We start from the raw sequence: 18,112 nt of genomic DNA, 5'->3' as shown, positions 1-18,112 counted from the left end.
TTTCCATTCCGGCTTAGAAATCAATCTGGATTCCAAAGCTATAAGTAGATGTCAAAGGATAAACTTCTGTATCCCATCCTTCAGCATCGCTCAACTCCGGAGTGAATGAATTCGCCTTAAATGTCGTGAACGGACGGTCTGCCGTCAGTGAGAAACGGATACCCGGCAATGTGTAATTTCCCATCTTGATATTACGCAAACTATAACCGAGAGTTATGTTCTGAATACGGAAGAAATCCGCACTTTCTACAAAATAAGAGTTCACTCTTTGGTCAGATACATTCCAGCCCTTTACCAATGCTGCAGCAGACGGATGCGAGTTAGTAGAACCCGGTCCGGTCCAACGATTCTCATACTGTGCTTTATCAAAGTTATAATTAGACTGTGCATAACGCAAAGCACGTTTACGGTTGTATATCTGTCCGCCTGTTTGACCATACGTAGTCAATTCAAAATCCAGATTCTTCCAGTTCAAACCAAGATTAATGCCGTATGTAAAATTAGGTATGTAAGAGCCAAGTACTTGGCGGTCATCACCATCAATTACATTATCACCGTTTACATCTTCATACTTGAAGTCACCCGGTACAAGATTGTTGGCTACGGCAATCGGATCTTCCGCACATTCTTCCAAAGTCTGATAAACTCCTACAACCTTATATCCATAGTATGAATTCATTTCTTTGCCTACCATATTAATGGTCTTTCCTCCCTTGATAGAGCTCAATCCTCCAAGGTCTTTCACCTTATTCTTCAAATATGAAAGGTTCACTCCCAAATTATACTTGAAGTCTCTTCCGATATTATCATTCCAGTTAAGTGATAAATCAAAACCCGAATTCAGAATCTTACCATAGTTTCCGGCAAGTACGTCATTGCTGAACGGTAAACGCGGAGATATAACAGCTCTTTTTGTCAGGCGATAGAAATAGTCCAAATCTACATTCAAACGGTTCTTAAAAGTAGAGAAGTTCAAACCGACGTTTGTTTCATCTACCAGCTCCCACTTCAAATAACTGAAATAAGTTGTATTTTGATAGCCTGGGAAAGTAGAGTTTCCAAATACACCGGATGCAGAATTACCTGTGGTAATTGAAGCAAAACCGTCACTTGCAGCCACGTGGTCATTACCCAAACGTCCCCAGCTGGCACGCAGTTTCAGGTAATCGAAGAACTTTTGATCTTTCATGAAATCTTCCTCACTGATAACCCATGCAGCACCAACGGATGGGAAATATCCCCAATGTTCCTGATATTTGGAAGAACCGTCCGCACGCATAGTGAATGTCAACAGATATTTCCCTGCATAGTCATAACTTAAACGGGTGAAATAAGACTGACCGCGATAACAGTAACCATCATCTCCAAGAGTTACACCTTCAGCATTTCCCTGACTCAAATAAAGCCATTCGTCTTTTCCTTCCGGTACATTATTAGCTTTTCCCCACATATATCTGTACTGTTGTTGCCGCATAGAGTAACCCAACATGGCTCCAAAGTTATGTTTTCCCCACTGATTATTATAGGTCAATATATTATCCCAAATGTAATTGTAATAGTTCGTATCTTTCTTTGTCAATTCTGAAACGGCCTGTTGTTGCCAGCTACTTACATAGTAGGGAGCTATATATTCACGACCACGAATGGCTGAATAATCATAACTATAACTCGTTCTGAAATTTAACTTCTCCGGCAAGAGTTGGAACTGTGCATAGAAGTTAGTCAATACCTGATAGTTCTCATTTTGTGAATCATAATAGTTGGCTGTTGCCACAGGATTGTAGAAGTTAGCAGTGAAACCAACTGCATCAGGTGATGCATACTTGTCGGGGAAAGTATTATCATTTGCCGGATCATAAACCGGATAAATGCCCGGAGCATTAAATGCCTGCTGCCAAGCTTTATTTTGCGGCAAGACTTGGGTAGAGTTACTAAATACACCATTAAAACCTACCTTCAGCCAGTTGGTTGCTTCATAATCGAGTGCTGCACGGAAATTGAGACGTTTATAATTATTCTCCACATCCATTACCCCATCCTGATACAGATAACTCATACCTACGGAATAAGTGCTTTTCTCTGTTCCACCACTAATTCCCAAACTGTGGTTAGTGATAAGTGCACTCCGCAGCAACTCCTTATACCAGTCTGTGTCTGAATCGAATTTCCAGTTATGAAAATCCGGATCGGAATAGTCACCGCCGAATTTATCAATAGAGGCCTTCATGGTAGATACATATGCATCATAATTAGCTTCGAGAAGCATAGTGGAATACTCTTGAGAGTTAGCCATTTCTAAAACGTTTGTAGCTTTTTGTACGCCTATGTACCCATTATAGGTAATTTTAGCTTTTTGGTTACGCTGTCCTTTTTTGGTAGTGATAATAACAACACCATTAGCAGCACGTACACCATAAATAGCGGCTGCCGAAGCATCTTTCAACACAGACATATCCTGAATGTCATTACTATTGAGGAAATTGATATCATCATAGAACATACCGTCCACTACATAAAGAGGCGAGCTGTTGGAAAATGACCCTTTACCACGAATGGCTACCTTCGGCCCTTCTCCCGGAGTACCGCTATTGGTTACATTTACTCCGGCCACTTTCCCTTGCATAGCAGCCATAGGTGAAGAGGCGGGAGTAGAAAGTAACGCTTCTCCCTTGACTACCGTAATGGGAGAAGTCAAGTCCTTGGCTTTGGCTGAACCGTAACCGATCACGACCACTTCTTCCAGCTTCTGAACATCATCTTTTAATTGAACATTGATTACATTCTTCCCTTTTACAGCAATTTCTTGAGGTATCATTCCTATATAAGAGAAGGTAATAATAGCATCTTCGGGAACGTTTTCCAAAGTATAGTTACCATTAAGGTCCGAGATAGTACCAGTATAGGTACCTTTTACATGAGCAGACGCACCAATGATCGGTTCACTAAAGGAATCAACAATAGTACCTCTGATTGTTTTGTTTTGAGCAAGCAGTGTCTGTAAACACAACACTGCAACTACAAGAAAAGTAATCTTTCTCTTCATTTTTTTACGTATTAGTTGATAATAAGGTTGCTAAAAAATCGATGCAACAAAGGAATGGAGTTTTTAAAATTCTTGCAAAATAACGCATACTACGCTACTACTTTTATGCTGTACAACACTACGTTTTTAGTACGTTTATCGCTTGTAGACACTTATTTTGGCATGTTTTTTCGCTGATTTGAGATTTTTTAATTATTTGGTATTATATTTGAAATTATTTTTCATCACCATAATAGAGAGAGTATTCTATGAGACGCACTGATTTTATCTATTTATTATTTATTTTCATAGGAGGATGTTTATCCCCGGTAATAAGTCATGCATCTACATTTATGCCCATTGTGACCAACTATACAGCCAAAGACTACCAAGCGGGATTACAAAACTGGGCTTTAGCTCAAGGAAAGAATGGAGAGATGTACATTGGCAATAATACAGGACTATTATGTTTCGATGGCTATACGTGGAGTAAATATCAAATGCCCGGTAATCAGCTTGTGCGATCCATACTCATTGACGGTGACCGTATTTATGTGGGAACATACGAGGATTTCGGCTATTTCAGCCGCAACTCTCTTGGTATACTTGAATACACTTCCTTATGGAGCCAACTCAAGAATATCGAAACACACAATGATGAAATATGGAATATACTCAAAATAGGTGAATGCATTTATTTCCAATCATTCAGTTCTTGGTTTAAATATGACGGAAAGAAAGTAACCGCACACTATAACTCTCAACATTTGCCATTGTATTTTCATAAAGCGCATGGACAAATCTATGTACAGATGGTCAACGGTGATTTTTATCTTCTGGAAAATGATGAATATAAACTATTGATTAAACGTAAAGCATTAAAAGATGACTCTGTGGTTGCAGTCATTCCCACAGCAGGAGGAAAAATGATTCTATGTACCGAGTGGAACGGACTTTTTGACTATGACGGAAAGACACTTTCTCCCCACCCTACCGCTATCGATCAGGAATTAAAAAGTCAGCAGATGAATCGTGCCGTAATGATTCCATCAGATTCGACAATCGTACTCGGAACGATCCGTAATGGTATTTATGCCATTGACAAAGAAGGAAAAGAGAAGTGGCATTATGATATGGAAAATCGTTTATATAACAATTCTGTATTACGGCTTTTCTGTGATCGGGATAATAATGTATGGGCGGCACTTGATATCGGCATTGCATTAATCCATACCGGTTCTCCCTATTCCATTCTGATACCTGACCGCAATTCACAGTCATTCGGAATGGTATATGGGATCAATGTATTTAATAATAGTCTATATATTGCTACTAACCAGTCTGCGTGGTTGTACTCTTTTGCCGACCAAACAATTGTTCCTATCCAGGGTACCGAAGGACAGAACTGGCATATCAGTACATTTGATTCACAAATCTTGTTGGGAAACAATTTTGGGACTAAAATCATAACGGGAACTACCGCCAGCAATATCCCCGAAACAGAAACCAGTAGCACGTGCCTGCGCAAATGCATAATTAACGGACAGGAAGTGCTCATAGAATCGTCCTATTATAACCTTAGGGTCTATCGTAAATATAATGGTAAATGGAGTTTTTCTCATTCCATTGATGGCTTCTGGAATCCGGTACGCCAGTTCGAGGTCGATCATAGTGGAAATATATGGGCTGCACATATGAGTCTCGGTATCTACAAGATAGAGCTTTCAAGGGATTTAAAAAAGGTGGAAAAGTGCACGTATATCAAGTCATTGTCAGACGAAGAGAATAATGCAAGCCTGATGCATGTTATGAAGATACGTGGAAGAGTGGTATTATCGGACAGCAAAAGAACGTATACTTATGATGATATTAACCAGCGCATCATACCTTTCGTACAACTTAACTCCATTCTCAAAAACGGGATTAATATGGCTATACCGGTAGATGATAACCTCTATTGGCTTACCGACTATCGCGGATACACCCTGATAAGATATGATAATGACAATTTCAGGATGGAACGCTTCATCCCTTCCTCTTTTTTCGGACTTGAATGCAATGAAAACAATAATAATGTATATGTAAACAATAACATTACTTATTTCTGTCTCAACAATGGTATAGGGCGTTTGGATATGAATCTAAAAAAAGACACTTTGCTGCAAAGGAATTCTTTACTCATTAGAAAAGCTACTTCTTTGTCGCAGGATTATCAATTGCATCTAATGCCTGTATCTGCCGAAAAGAAAGACAACAAGAAAATATGGGGGGATATAACTTTCCATTTGTCTTATCCTAATTTTAACTACGAACCTCTCCGTTTTTGTTATCACCTCACGGGAAGTAGCTTGGATCTGATGTCAGAATCAGCCGATCCGGTAGTCACATTTGGTAGCTTAGGGTATGGAGATTATCATTTTACGGCTTCAGTGAAAAATGTCGATGGTCAGGTACTTAGTTCCGTAGAATATTATTTCAATAAACCACGCCCATTTTATCTGTCCATATATGCTTGGATAATATATGTGCTTCTTGCGAGTGTAATAGTATATTTATACTCTCGCTGGCATGCTGCCAAAATGCTAAGAAAACGTAATAGGGAGTTTGAGAAAGAGAAAATGAAACAGGACTTCAAGATGTTGGAGCAGGAACATATCATTGCGCAACAACGCGAGCAATTACTTGAAGCAGAATTACAGGTCAAAAGTAAGGAATTAGCCAGCCTGGCTCTCGATGCCGTAGTCCAGCGTAAAGCAGTTGAAAGCTTGAAAGAGGTTATGTCTGAACAAGAGCATAAAGGAATTATCAATCAACATGATATAGACACCATACTGAAGCAGATTAACGGAAACCTGAATGAGGAAGAATTCTGGGATATTTACCACAAGAATTTTGATATGATCCATAAGAATTTCTTCCGTAACCTGCGTAAACAATATCCCAGTCTCACAGCCAGTGACTTGAGATTTTGTGCACTGTTACGGCTAAATCTATCGACCAAAGATATTGCGCAGTTCACCAATCTCACTATTCGTGGGGTAGAAACAGCCCGCTATCGAATAAGAAAGAAACTTGCCATTCCCGGAAATATTAATCTTGTTGATTTTCTAATTGACTTTACATAGGAAGATTTACTGAATATTCCTTCTAATTTCACACCCCTATTCTGTTGGGATTTTCTAAAGAAACTTTATCTTTGTAATGTCAACAATTAAAAGAATATGGTTCGTTTTAATCTTGTTATCACCTTACTACTAATGATAAATATGGCTGTCAAAGCCGAACTGACCAACCGGATGTTCGATGTCAGGCATGTAGGCTATGCAGAAGGACTTAGTAGTCAACGTGTTTTTTCGATTGTCGAGGATGGAGACGGTGCGATGTGGATTGCTACAAAAACCGGAATAGACAGATACAACGGTCATACGGTAAAGAACTATGATTTACCGGGCAGTTTCTATTATGGCGATCTTGCCGGACGCAGGCTTTACTTATTGTACGACGCACAACAAGGACTGTTTGCCTACGACCACACCGGACGAATCTACCGATATTCCACCATCCTGGATCATTTTGAACAAGTCCTCCACCTGGGACAATTGATTCAGGAAGAAGTCATCTTGAACAAACTCTGTTTGGATAGTGACGGAACCTGGTGGATGGGGGCGGATAAAGGACTATACAAGCAAGAAGCGGACCATCGTATAGTTGCCGTGCTGAAAGGACAATATGTCAACGACATCGCATTTGCCGGCGAGTCGCTTTTTGTGGGTACTTCTAACGGTGTCTGGCAACTGTCACACGCCCTGCCGGATAAGAAACGCCAGCTGCTGGAGGGGTGGAATGTACAAACATTGTTCTGCGACAAACCAAAAAAAGAACTCTGGATAGGCACATTTGGCAGCGGTTTGTCTGTGATGAACCTCGACACTTCCAAAGTGCTTGCGCTGGAGGGACAAGGGAGCACGTTCCTTCATCCGATACGGGCAATTACAGACTATGATGTACATACCATACTCATAGGCGTAGACGGTGGCGGCGTGTATGCGATAGACAAGGACACCAAGAAAGCCCGTTTACTGATGAACACCAAAGATGACACAGATACTTACCTGCGCGGAAACGGCGTATATGCCGTAACCAGAGACGACCAGGGCAACATCTGGATAGGTAGTTATACGGGAGGTGTATCCGTGGCTATCCTGCTGAAACATCCCATTTCGATATTAGCACACGAAAAGGGAAATACCCATTCTCTCATCAGCAACAACGTGAATGATATCGAAGAAAACCCGGATGGCAACCAATGGTTCGCTACTGATGATGGAATCAGCATCCGAAACACCCTGTCAGGCACTTGGAAACACGTGCTGAAAGAAATCGTAACCATTTCTCTTTGCACATCCGGAAATGGGAACGTATGGGTAGGAACGTACGGAGACGGAGTGTATCTACTGGATAACAACGGACGCATATTACGCCATCTCACCAAGCAACAAGGGCAATTGACCACCAATTATATTTTCTCCGTCAGACAAGACATGGAGGGAGACTTATGGATAGGAGGTCTGGACGGATGCCTGATCATGTTTGAAAAAGAAAAAGACAGCAGACAGTCTTTCGACGTGAATTGGGTACAATCCATTGAACCTATCGACCGCAACCGGGTAGCGGTGGCTACCGTCAATGGTTTCTTCCTGGTGGACAAACATACAGGGAATATACAGCACTATGCCAGTTCCCAGGAATTTCACAATCAGAATGTCAGTGCTTATATCATCTCTATGCTGTTCAATGACGACGGAACCGTGTGGCTGGGAACCGAAGGGGGAGGATTGAATCTATATGACATGAAAAACCGGACGGTAAAGACTTTCACTGTTCAAGAGGGATTGCCGTCCAACGATATATATAGTTTGCAGCGAGACGACAAGAAACGCTTGTGGGTCAGCACCGGAAAAGGAATTGCCTTGATAGACAGCCTGCGCGTGTCGAACCTCAACTATGCAGGCAATATAGACAAGGAATATAACAAATCCTCATTTGCCCGGTTGATGAACGGCGAGTTCGTGTATGGCAGCACGGATGGCGCTGTCTTTATCATGCCACTCGACATCTCAACCGTAGACTACTGGACGCTCCTGCGTTTCACTGGGCTGACGGTTGATTATCAAAACGTCCAGGAAGAAGAATCGTTGAGACCCGCCATCCATGATATGCTTGCCGACCGTGCGGTACGGCTCGGCTATAAATACAACTCGTTTACCGTTTCTTTTGAATCTATCAACTATCGTTTCCAGCGCGATATTGTCTATCAGCATATTTTAGAGGGGTATGACAATGACTGGAGCAAACCGTCTGCCGAGGGGAAGGCATCCTACACCAAGGTATCGCCGGGCACTTATCTTTTTAAGGTGCGCAGCCTGCGGCGCAGCGACGGAAAGACTATCTCCGAAAGCACCTTAGAAGTGAAAGTGAGCCAGCCATGGTGGAACTCGTGGTGGGCTTGGACTATTTACCTATTTATAATAGGCTTCGTTTTCTATTTCATCCTGCGCTATAAGAGCAACCAGCTCCAAAAGAAATACGACGAAGACAAAATACGTTTCTTCATCGACACGGCACACGACATTCGCACGCCGGTAACGCTTATCATGGCACCTCTGGAGGATTTGAACCGGGAACAGGATCTCTCGGACAAAGCCCGTTATTACCTGAATCTGGCTCATGAAAGTACCCGGAAACTCCATTCGCTCATCACACAGTTGCTCGAATTTGAAAAGGTAGACGCCCACAAGCCATCCTCTTCATCGGTTCCGCTTTGTCTGAATGAAGTTTTGCTGAAAGAAGTCTCCGTCTTCCGGTCTTTTTGCGAGAAGAAGCAGTTGACACTGAATCTGACCCAACCCGACGAATCCGTTTTCGTTTCAGCCGACAAACACCTGATAGAGATGCTACTCGACAATCTTCTTTCCAATGCCTGCAAATACACCATGCCCCAGGGAGAAATCAGCCTGGATTTGAAAGCCACGAAACGCAAAGCCATCCTTTCGTTGAAAGATAACGGAATAGGCATACCGAAGAAAGCGAAAAAGCATATCTTCTCCGATATTTACAGAGCCGAAAATGCCCGGCAGTCACAGGAAGAAGGAACCGGATTCGGACTGTTGCAGGTGCAGCGCATTGTAAAGATGCTGCATGGAAAAATCACTTTCTGTTCCGAGGAGGGCAAGGGAACTACTTTCATCGTAACATTGCCGCGAACCACCACCGTAGCCGAACCCGTGTCGCACGAATCATCCCTCGAACACCTTGCCGGCACATCGGATAATAACAGCCACGAAACGGATAAAATAAAAGATCCGGACGACCGGAATACATTGCTCATTGTAGAAGACCACGAAACTCTCCGTCACTACCTCCGCCAGACCTTTGAGCACCTCTATCGGGTGATTGATGTTGCCGACGGACACGAAGCTATCGCCTGTCTCGCCAATGAATATCCGGATATCATCCTCTCCGACGTCATGATGCCCGGCATACGGGGTGACGAGCTTTGCAGAATGGTCAAGGAAAATCCTGACACATCGGGTATTCCGGTCGTTCTGCTGACGGCAAAGGCTAACCACGAAGCAATAGTGGAAGGATTGAAGAAAGGCGCGGATGATTATATCCCCAAACCATTCAGTACAGAGATACTGAAATTGAAAGTACAAGGATTGATTGACAATCGAAACAGGCAACGGCAGTTTTTCATACGGCAAGCCATCGCTCAAGTAGAGGCGGGCGGCAAACGTGACGACAATGAAAGCAATGAAAACAATGAAAGTATCGACAACAAAAACGTAACGACAGCAAGCGAAACAATGGCCGAGGGCGACCGCCGGTTTATCATGCAAGCTACCCGGTTTGTTCTTGAACATTTGGATGAACCCGATTTCAACATCAATCTCTTGTGCCATGAAATGGCAATGAGCCGGACACTATTCTACAGTCGCCTTAAATCACTGACGGGAAAAGGGCCGCAAGAGTTTATCCGTATCATACGGCTACAAAAAGCTGCCGAACTGCTGAAAGAAGGTAAAAGCGTAACCGATGTCGCCGCCGAAACCGGATTTGTCAACACGAAGTATTTCAGTTCATTGTTCAAGAAACAATTCGGGATGCAGCCAAGTAAATATAGTGGGAAGTAGACAACCATTCATGTTCGGTTTTGAATTAGAATTAGCTCGTTTCCGGTACAGTAATGAACTGTTTCAGCCTATTCTGACAAGGGTATATTCTCACTGCAATGAGAAAAAGTTCTCATTATAATGAGTATTTCTTCTCATACCTATGAGTATTTTTTCTCATAGTGATAAGTACACTTGAGAATGTTTACGGAAGTTTTTTTGAATTATAATTGTATGAGTTTACCTCATTTCCGTACCGTTCTTAATTAAATGGGAATTTTGCAGTTAAATGAGAATTTATCGGTTAAATGAGAATTTATCGGTTAAATGGGAATTTAGCGTTTAAATGAGAATTTATCGGTTAAATGGGAATTTTGCAGTTAGGCTGAAAGCCTTACAATTATATATTTATTGGTGTGCCCTGAAAGGGCTTAATTATATAGCGTAGGGCAACGCCCTACGAAAAAAACACCCCAGCCACAAGCCCTGAAAGGGCGGAACCGTATACAATTATGCCCTTTCAGGGCGCAAATTCAGATTGTCGTTTTTACGTAGGGCGTTGCCCTACGCTATGTAATTAAGCCCTTTCAGGGCACTCCGCAAAATTATCATTTACCTCATTCTTGTACAGCAACAATCTTCGAAAAAGAATGGGTAAGATAACGTCCGTTCGATAAAAATCAGCAGATTTGTCAGCAATCAAACCTAATATGTCAGCAATCTGACCATCGTTTCAGCCGGATATTAGCATCTTTGCACCAAGCTTTACAAGTATAAAGCACATATTACGTTTAACCTTTAAAATGCTAAAACGATGAAAAAAGTAGCACTATTCCTATTTTTATCCGTTTGCTTCGCGCAACAATCCTGTTCGTCGGATTCTGTTGGAACGGAACCGGAGGAAAATCCACAAGACATTCTTTTTAAAGACGATTTCAACTTTTTCGATGAAAAAGTATGGACGAAAGAAACTCATGAACCCGGTTGGACCAACCAAGAGCTTCAGGCATACGATGCCGCCCATGTATCAGTAGGAAAGGACGGGGATAAATCGGTTCTGATTCTTACCGCCGAACGCAAAGGGAATAAAATCTACTCCGGCAGGATCAATTCAAAAGGGAAAAAGAGTTTCAAGTATCGCAAGATAGAAGCAAGTATCAAGCTTCCCAAGACTAACGGCGGACTGTGGCCTGCGTTCTGGATGATGGGAGATAACGACAAAGAATGGCCGGCATGCGGAGAGATCGACATTATGGAAATGGGAGAACAGAGCGGAATGGCTGCGGGCGATTCGGAAAAACAAGTGAACACCGCCATTCACTATGGCCCTAGCGCAGCGGCTCACGAACAGCAATACTACAAAGCCAATGTTGCCAACAGCCTGCAAGACGGCAATTATCACACCTACTCTCTGGATTGGGATGAAAACAACCTGACAATATCCGTCGACAACGTCAAGTTTCATACGTTCGACATTAGCTCGAACACATACTTTCATGACAACTTCTACATCCTGTTCAACCTCGCCGTGGGAGGTGCGTTTACAGGAATTACCGACATTAATAAACTGACGGGCCTGAAAGACGGTCAGAAAGTGAAGATGTACATCGACTGGGTGAAAATATTATAGGAATCTTAAATATACATGCTATGAATATGGAAAAATGTAAGTATCTACTGTTTTGCGGAACACTCGCCCTTTGGATGGCGGGAGGTTTCCAGCAAGTGTATGCAGCAACGGAACCAAGTTCCCAGGCTATTCAACAACAAAGTAACAAGGTAACCGGAAAAGTGAGCGATGCCACAGGTCCCATCATTGGGGCTTCCGTAGTGGAGAAAGGAACTGCCAACGGAACGATTACCGATCTGGATGGAAATTTCAGTTTGAATGTAAAAGCGGGAGCTACGCTCGTTGTCAGCTACGTGGGTTATAAATCCGAAGAAGTAAAAGCGGGAAGAGGTCCTTTGAACATCACCTTGAAAGAGGATGCCAAAGCATTAGATGAAGTGGTAGTCACCGCCCTTGGCATCAAGAGAGAGCGCAAAGCGTTGGGCTACGGCATTGATGAAGTGAAAGGTGAAGCCTTGACCAAAGCGAAAGAGACGAATCTCATCAACTCCATGGCAGGACGTGTGCCGGGCTTGGTAGTCAGCCAGACCGCCGGTGGTCCTTCCGGTTCTACGCGCGTTATTCTGCGAGGCAGTACCGAAATGACCGGCAATAACCAGCCGCTTTATGTAGTGGACGGTGTACCTTTGGACAACACCAATTTCGGCAGTGCCGGCACAAACGGAGGCTTCGACTTGGGCGACGGTATTTCGAGCATCAATGCCGATGACGTAGAAAATATGTCGGTATTGAAAGGTCCTGCGGCATCTGCACTTTATGGTAGCCGTGCCAGCCACGGTGTTATCTTGATTACAACCAAGCGAGCCAACAAGGATAAAGTCAGTGTGGAATATAACGGAACGCTGACTTTCGACACCCAACTTGCCAAATGGGACGAAGTGCAACAGATATATGGTATGGGAAGCAACGGTACTTATAGCTATGATGCCATATCCAACACAAACAAAAGTTGGGGCCCCAAAGCAGACGGTTCAAACATGCTGAAGTATTTCGACGGCGTGGAACGCCCTTTCCTCATTGTCCCCGACAATACGTCCAACTTCTTCCGCACGGGTATCACCGCCACCAACTCCGCCATCATAGGGGTGAACAGCGGAAAAACCGGAATTCGCTTTACCTATACGGATATGCGCAATAAAGACATTGTTCCCCAAACGCACATGAGCCGTGACATTTTCAACCTGCGCGCCAATACGTCTGCAGGAAAGGTAGACCTGGATTTCAGCGTCAACTATACACGGGAAGACGTGAAGAACCGTCCGGCACTGGGCGACAGCAAGTCCAATATCGGTAAAAACCTGATGACCCTTGCCACCACCTACGATCAGGAATGGTTGCAAACCTATCAGACTGCCGACGGCGAATATTCCAACTGGAACGGTATGGATCCCTACAACGTGAATCCGTACTGGGATATCTATAAGAACTTCAATAAATCCAAGAAAGACTTGTTCCGCATGAACGGCAAGGCCGTATGGAACATCGACCCACATCTGAAACTTCAGGCAACGCTGGGTGCCGAACTCAACTGGTTCACGTTCGATGATTACAAAGCACCTACCACTCCCGGATTCGAAGCCGGAAGACTTCAAAACAGTGCTTTCCGCAACCGCATGTACAACTTTGAAGTGTTGGCTCTCTACAACAACCATTGGGGTGATTTCGATTTCAACGCTACATTAGGCGGCAATGTATATAAGGTGAACAACCAGACCACCGTTACCACCGCTCAAGACATGAAGATACGCGATGTCCCTTCATTGACGAGCTTCAACGAGATCAGTGTAGTGCCCGGCAGTTACCGCAAGCAGATTAATTCGGTTTACGGAGCAGTGAACGTGGGATGGAAACACATGCTTTACCTCGATGCTACGTTGCGTGGCGACCAATCGTCTACCCTACCCACTGGCAACAACATGTATGTGTATCCTTCTTTCTCCGGTAGCTTTGTATTCTCCGAGCTGACAAAACTGGGCGACCTCCTGCCTTACGGAAAGTTACGTATGTCATGGGCCCAAGTAGGTAGCGATACCGATCCTTATCAATTGGGACTCGTCTATACGAAATCCAAATATGCTTATCCCGGATATACCATCGGATATATCGATAACGGAACCATCCCCAACAAAGACTTGAAACCAACCAAAACAAACTCCGTGGAAATGGGATTGGAATTGAAATTCCTGAAGAACCGTATCGGACTGGATTTCACCTACTATTCTCAAATCAGTAAAAACCAGATTATGGGAATGGCAAGTTCCTGGACAACCGGTTATAACTATCGCTTGATTAATGCCGGCAAGATAGAAAACAAAGGTATTGAGATTGCCCTTAGCACACGACCGATTCAAACACGCGATTTTTCCTGGGACATTAATCTGAACTTCTCCAAAAACAGCAACAAAGTAAAAGAACTGGATGGCGAATCGGATATGTTTGAACTGGAAAAGGCGTCTTGGCTCGACGTTCAGGTGGCCGCTAAAGTAGGCGAGAACTTTGGTTCTATTGTAGGCCCGGACTTCCAACGGAACGAAAAGGGAGATATTCTGATTGACCCGCAAACCGGTCTGCCGCAATATGACAAGAGCAACCACGTATTGGGTAATGCCTCTTGGGACTGGACAGGTGGATTACTCACCAACTTTACCTACAAGAATCTTTCGCTGGTAGCGGTATTCGATGTGAAAGTAGGTGCCGACCTCTATTCTATGTCTGCCCGTGCTGCTTACGAATCGGGTAAAAGTCCGGAAACACTGGCAGGACGCGACGCCTGGTATCGCTCGGAAGAAGAAAGATTGGCAGCCGGCATTGCGAAAGGAGCCGATAACTGGAAGCCGACAGGCGGATTCGTTGCTCCGGGTGTCATCGACAACGGTGATGGAACGTATCACCCCAACGACATCTACATCAATCCGGAAGACTACTGGATGAGCGTTTGCCGTAATGCACCTTCTATGTTTATTTACGACAACTCATACGTGAAATGCCGTGAACTGACGTTGAGTTACAATGTACCCAAATCCTGGCTGAAGAATGTAGTAAGCGGACTGACCGTTTCGTTCGTTGCCCGCAATCCGTTCATCGTATGGAAGAATATCCCGAATATCGACCCGGATTCCAACTACAACAATACCACCGGTATGGGACTTGAATACGGTTCGTTGCCTTCACGCAGAAGCTATGGTTTTAATGTAAATGTGAAATTCTAAAAAGATATATCATGAGACAATCTAAATACATCACAATCATCACGATGGCATGTGCCCTGTTTTTCGCTTCTTGCAGCGATGAATACATGGAAAACATGAATACCGACCCTTCCAAGGCCGCTACCATCGACCCGAATGCGCAGCTCACCACTGCCCAACTGCAAACGTACGGAGACCTTAGTATGATGGAAATCTACCGTAACTACCATTATGCATTCACCCAACAACTGATGGGATGTTGGAACACCACCAACTACGGCGGACGCCATACGCTAGACAATAATGAAATGAGCCGTATCTGGACATCGTTCTACACTCAATCCCTGAAGAATATCATTGATGCTCAATATCGCACAGCCGAAGATGCAGAGAAAGTGAACATCAACTCTGTGCTCCGCATTTATCGGGTTTATCTTATGTCTATCATCACCGACACTTACGGAGACGCTCCTTTCAGTGAAGCCGGCCTGGGATTCCTCGAAGGAAAGTTCAATCCGAAGTATGACAAACAGGAAGATATTTACAACGCTTTCTTTCTGGAGCTGGAAGATGCCGTCAATAAAATCGATCCGACCAAAGATAAAGTGACAGGTGACCTCATCTATGCCGGTGACGTAACTAAATGGCAACAACTGGCAAACTCGCTTCGCCTACGTTTTGCCATGCGAATCTCCAATGTCAATCCTACAAAGGCACAAACGGAATTTGAAAATGCTTTGGTTGCCAATGGGGGTGTGATAACGGACGCCTCAAGCGATGCGCTCATCAAATACATGACAATCGCATTTAGTTTCGGACAAGAAGCTTACTCTGATTATCGCGGAAATTCATTGTCACAGTTATTGTTCGGCAACGACCCCGCTAATAATCCAAGTTACCTCTGCTCCACTTTCTTTAATCAGCTACGCCAATCCGGTGACCCTCGTACATTCAAAATTTCCCGTTGTTATTATGACGGGCTGATGAGTGCCACCAGTCCCGACAATCGTGTCGACATCACCCAGGAGATGATTGAAAAAGGGATTGATTTCAGTCCGCGCGACCCGGGTGCCTACTCGTGGGAGCCATGGCCTACAGGATACGACAGCGATATTTGTAAGGAATTAGCCGTTAACAATCCTTCCGTTACGGTAACTATGGCTCGTGAAGTGGAACCCAAACTTGCCAATAATTTCCTAAAAAGCGACAATCCGGGCGTAGTGATGACCTCTGCAGAAGTGAAATTCCTGATGGCGGAAGCTACCGTGAAAAAATGGAATGTCGGCAGTGTGTCGGCAGAAGATCTTTACAAGCAAGGAGTGCGTGCAGCTATGGATTTCCTGACAGACAACTACGGTTGCACGGCTACTACTGATGCAGAGTTTGATGCATTCATTCAAGGTAGAGGGACGTTCGGACATACGGACAATCAGAAACTTGAAGCTATCAATACACAGGCCTGGATTCTTCACTTTACCAATCCTGCCGAATGTTGGGCAAACGTGCGTCGTTCCGGTTATCCGAAGTTGAAATCACCGGCAGAATATGGATTCGGACAATACCTCACCGGTGGAACGGAAATTCCGGTACGTCTCTGCTATCCTGTATTGGAATCTTCCTATAATAAGAAAAGCTACAATGAAGCCATCGAGCGCATGGGAGGAACAGATAATTGGCACAGCCTTCTGTGGTGGGATACTGAAAACTAACTATTAAACAATCATCCATTATGAAAAAGATATATATTGCACTATTTGCCCTACTCGCTGTAGGCTCCACATTTACTGCATGCACCGAGGAAGAACCGTTCGCTACGGTGACGGAAAATGATGATCCGCATATCCTTGCCCCGGTATTCCCTGACAGAACGAACGGGCAATTGGCTACATTCGCCAACATCAGCCGGGATGCGAACTTATCCATCGCGCTGACCGTAACTCCGAAAGATTACACCACAGTAACCTGGTTCATTGATGGGCAGGAAGTAGAATCGGGTACCGACTCCGACAAAGAAATCAACCGTAGTCTGAAAGCCGGTACGTATAATTTAAAAATAGAAGTGGAAACTGTGAAAGGGAAGAAGACTTCCCGTGAAGGATTAGTGGTGGTCAACCCATTGGCTGATGACCCTCAATCTAAGGAAGTAGCCTTTGAGAGAATTGTATCTCCCGGTAAGACTGCCCGTTTATATGGCAGTAATTTACAGAACGTAACAGCCATCCTCTTGGGAGGAAACACGATCACCAATCCTACTTATGTTGAATCGGAAGACGAGAACTATCTGGAATACATCGTTCCGACAGGCGTAAGCGAAGGCGATTACCGTATCGTTCTGCAAGATGCCGCCGGCAATGAATATGGAGCCGACATGGTGAAAGTGACCAATGCTTCCCTTGTCATTTCGGGGGCTAACCGGGCTACTGCCAACGTGGACTGGACCATTTCCGGTATCAATCTTGAAAACATCGCTTCTCTAACTATCGGCGGACAGACGGTGTCTCAATTCAGCAATCAATCTTCTACGGAAGTTACGCTGACTTGTCCGGATTTGTCTGATGGAAGCTATACGCTGACAGGCAAAACCCGTAGCGGAGAGGCTGTGCAGTTCTTAAACGACAATGCTACGACTACCGAACAGACTGTGACCGTATCTACCGAAATAACACTTTGGTCAGGACACCATTACGTTTCGTGGGATAAGCCGGACGGTGACCCCAACAAGAGTTTCGGTCTGATTCCAAAAGATGTGTTTGCCGGTATCACAGCCGGATCAACACTGAAAGTAGTCTACTCCATAGAACCAACTGCCGAATATCATCAGATGCAACTTGCCACAGGTTGGTGGACTGGCCTGGCAGATAAGATAGAATTTACGGAAAACGGTGAATACACACTGGTACTGACACAAGAGATACTGAATAAGATTCAAACTGAAGACGGATTCTTATGTACGGGTCATGGCTATTATGTAGACCTGGTAACCGTGAAATAATGTTCCTAAGTAAGTTTAAAAATCATTCATACCATAAGTATCTGTCATTCTTCGGGTTAAATCCCTCTGAATGACAGATTACATAAACGATGCTACTTAAAAACAAAT

The 18,112-nt window shown here is 43.9% G+C and carries 7 protein-coding genes; 6 read left to right on the top strand and 1 reads right to left on the bottom strand.

The window, feature by feature from the left end:
• Positions 1–13: 13 nt before the first annotated feature.
• Positions 14–3,043 (bottom strand): SusC/RagA family TonB-linked outer membrane protein, encoded by a 3,030-nt coding sequence (locus DWZ47_RS05135; protein ID WP_032845579.1) that lies wholly within the window; start codon positions 3,041–3,043, stop codon positions 14–16.
• A 248-nt stretch (positions 3,044–3,291) separates the two neighbouring features.
• Here DWZ47_RS05135 and DWZ47_RS05130 point away from each other — a divergent pair, with 248 nt between their 5' ends.
• The 6 genes from DWZ47_RS05130 (at position 3,292) to DWZ47_RS05105 (ending at position 18,004) form a co-directional block, all read left to right on the top strand.
• Positions 3,292–6,147, top strand: a complete 2,856-nt coding sequence (locus DWZ47_RS05130) for a hypothetical protein (RefSeq protein ID WP_117512454.1) — start codon at positions 3,292–3,294, stop codon at positions 6,145–6,147.
• A gap of 96 nt (positions 6,148–6,243) precedes the next feature.
• Positions 6,244–10,215, top strand: coding sequence for a hybrid sensor histidine kinase/response regulator transcription factor (locus DWZ47_RS05125; RefSeq protein WP_117512453.1), 3,972 nt, complete (start codon positions 6,244–6,246; stop codon positions 10,213–10,215).
• A 793-nt stretch (positions 10,216–11,008) separates the two neighbouring features.
• Complete coding sequence (locus DWZ47_RS05120) at positions 11,009–11,824, top strand: family 16 glycosylhydrolase (protein ID WP_117512452.1); 816 nt, start codon at positions 11,009–11,011, stop codon at positions 11,822–11,824.
• A 20-nt stretch (positions 11,825–11,844) separates the two neighbouring features.
• On the top strand, positions 11,845–15,033 hold the full coding sequence (locus tag DWZ47_RS05115) for a SusC/RagA family TonB-linked outer membrane protein (RefSeq protein WP_117512451.1): 3,189 nt from the start codon (positions 11,845–11,847) through the stop codon (positions 15,031–15,033).
• Between the two features lie 11 nt (positions 15,034–15,044).
• Positions 15,045–16,721 carry a SusD/RagB family nutrient-binding outer membrane lipoprotein gene (locus DWZ47_RS05110; RefSeq protein WP_009040331.1) on the top strand — a complete coding sequence of 559 codons (1,677 nt, stop codon included), beginning with the start codon at positions 15,045–15,047 and terminating at the stop codon, positions 16,719–16,721.
• A 20-nt stretch (positions 16,722–16,741) separates the two neighbouring features.
• Positions 16,742–18,004, top strand: a complete 1,263-nt coding sequence (locus tag DWZ47_RS05105; protein ID WP_117512450.1) for a hypothetical protein — start codon at positions 16,742–16,744, stop codon at positions 18,002–18,004.
• Positions 18,005–18,112: the final 108 nt, after the last annotated feature.

This window comes from Bacteroides sp. AF32-8BH (genome assembly GCF_003435205.1).
Lineage (GTDB): Bacteria > Bacteroidota > Bacteroidia > Bacteroidales > Bacteroidaceae > Bacteroides > Bacteroides ovatus.
The sequence above is the reverse complement of the archived record's forward strand: the minus strand, read 5'-3'. Positions and strand labels throughout refer to the sequence as shown.

Coding starts and splice junctions, on each gene's coding strand:
- DWZ47_RS05135 (WP_032845579.1), bottom strand. CDS start 3,043: ATGAAGAGAAAGATTACTTTTCTTGTAGTTGCAGTGTTGTGTTTACAG.
- DWZ47_RS05130 (WP_117512454.1), top strand. CDS start 3,292: ATGAGACGCACTGATTTTATCTATTTATTATTTATTTTCATAGGAGGA.
- DWZ47_RS05125 (WP_117512453.1), top strand. CDS start 6,244: ATGGTTCGTTTTAATCTTGTTATCACCTTACTACTAATGATAAATATG.
- DWZ47_RS05120 (WP_117512452.1), top strand. CDS start 11,009: ATGAAAAAAGTAGCACTATTCCTATTTTTATCCGTTTGCTTCGCGCAA.
- DWZ47_RS05115 (WP_117512451.1), top strand. CDS start 11,845: ATGAATATGGAAAAATGTAAGTATCTACTGTTTTGCGGAACACTCGCC.
- DWZ47_RS05110 (WP_009040331.1), top strand. CDS start 15,045: ATGAGACAATCTAAATACATCACAATCATCACGATGGCATGTGCCCTG.
- DWZ47_RS05105 (WP_117512450.1), top strand. CDS start 16,742: ATGAAAAAGATATATATTGCACTATTTGCCCTACTCGCTGTAGGCTCC.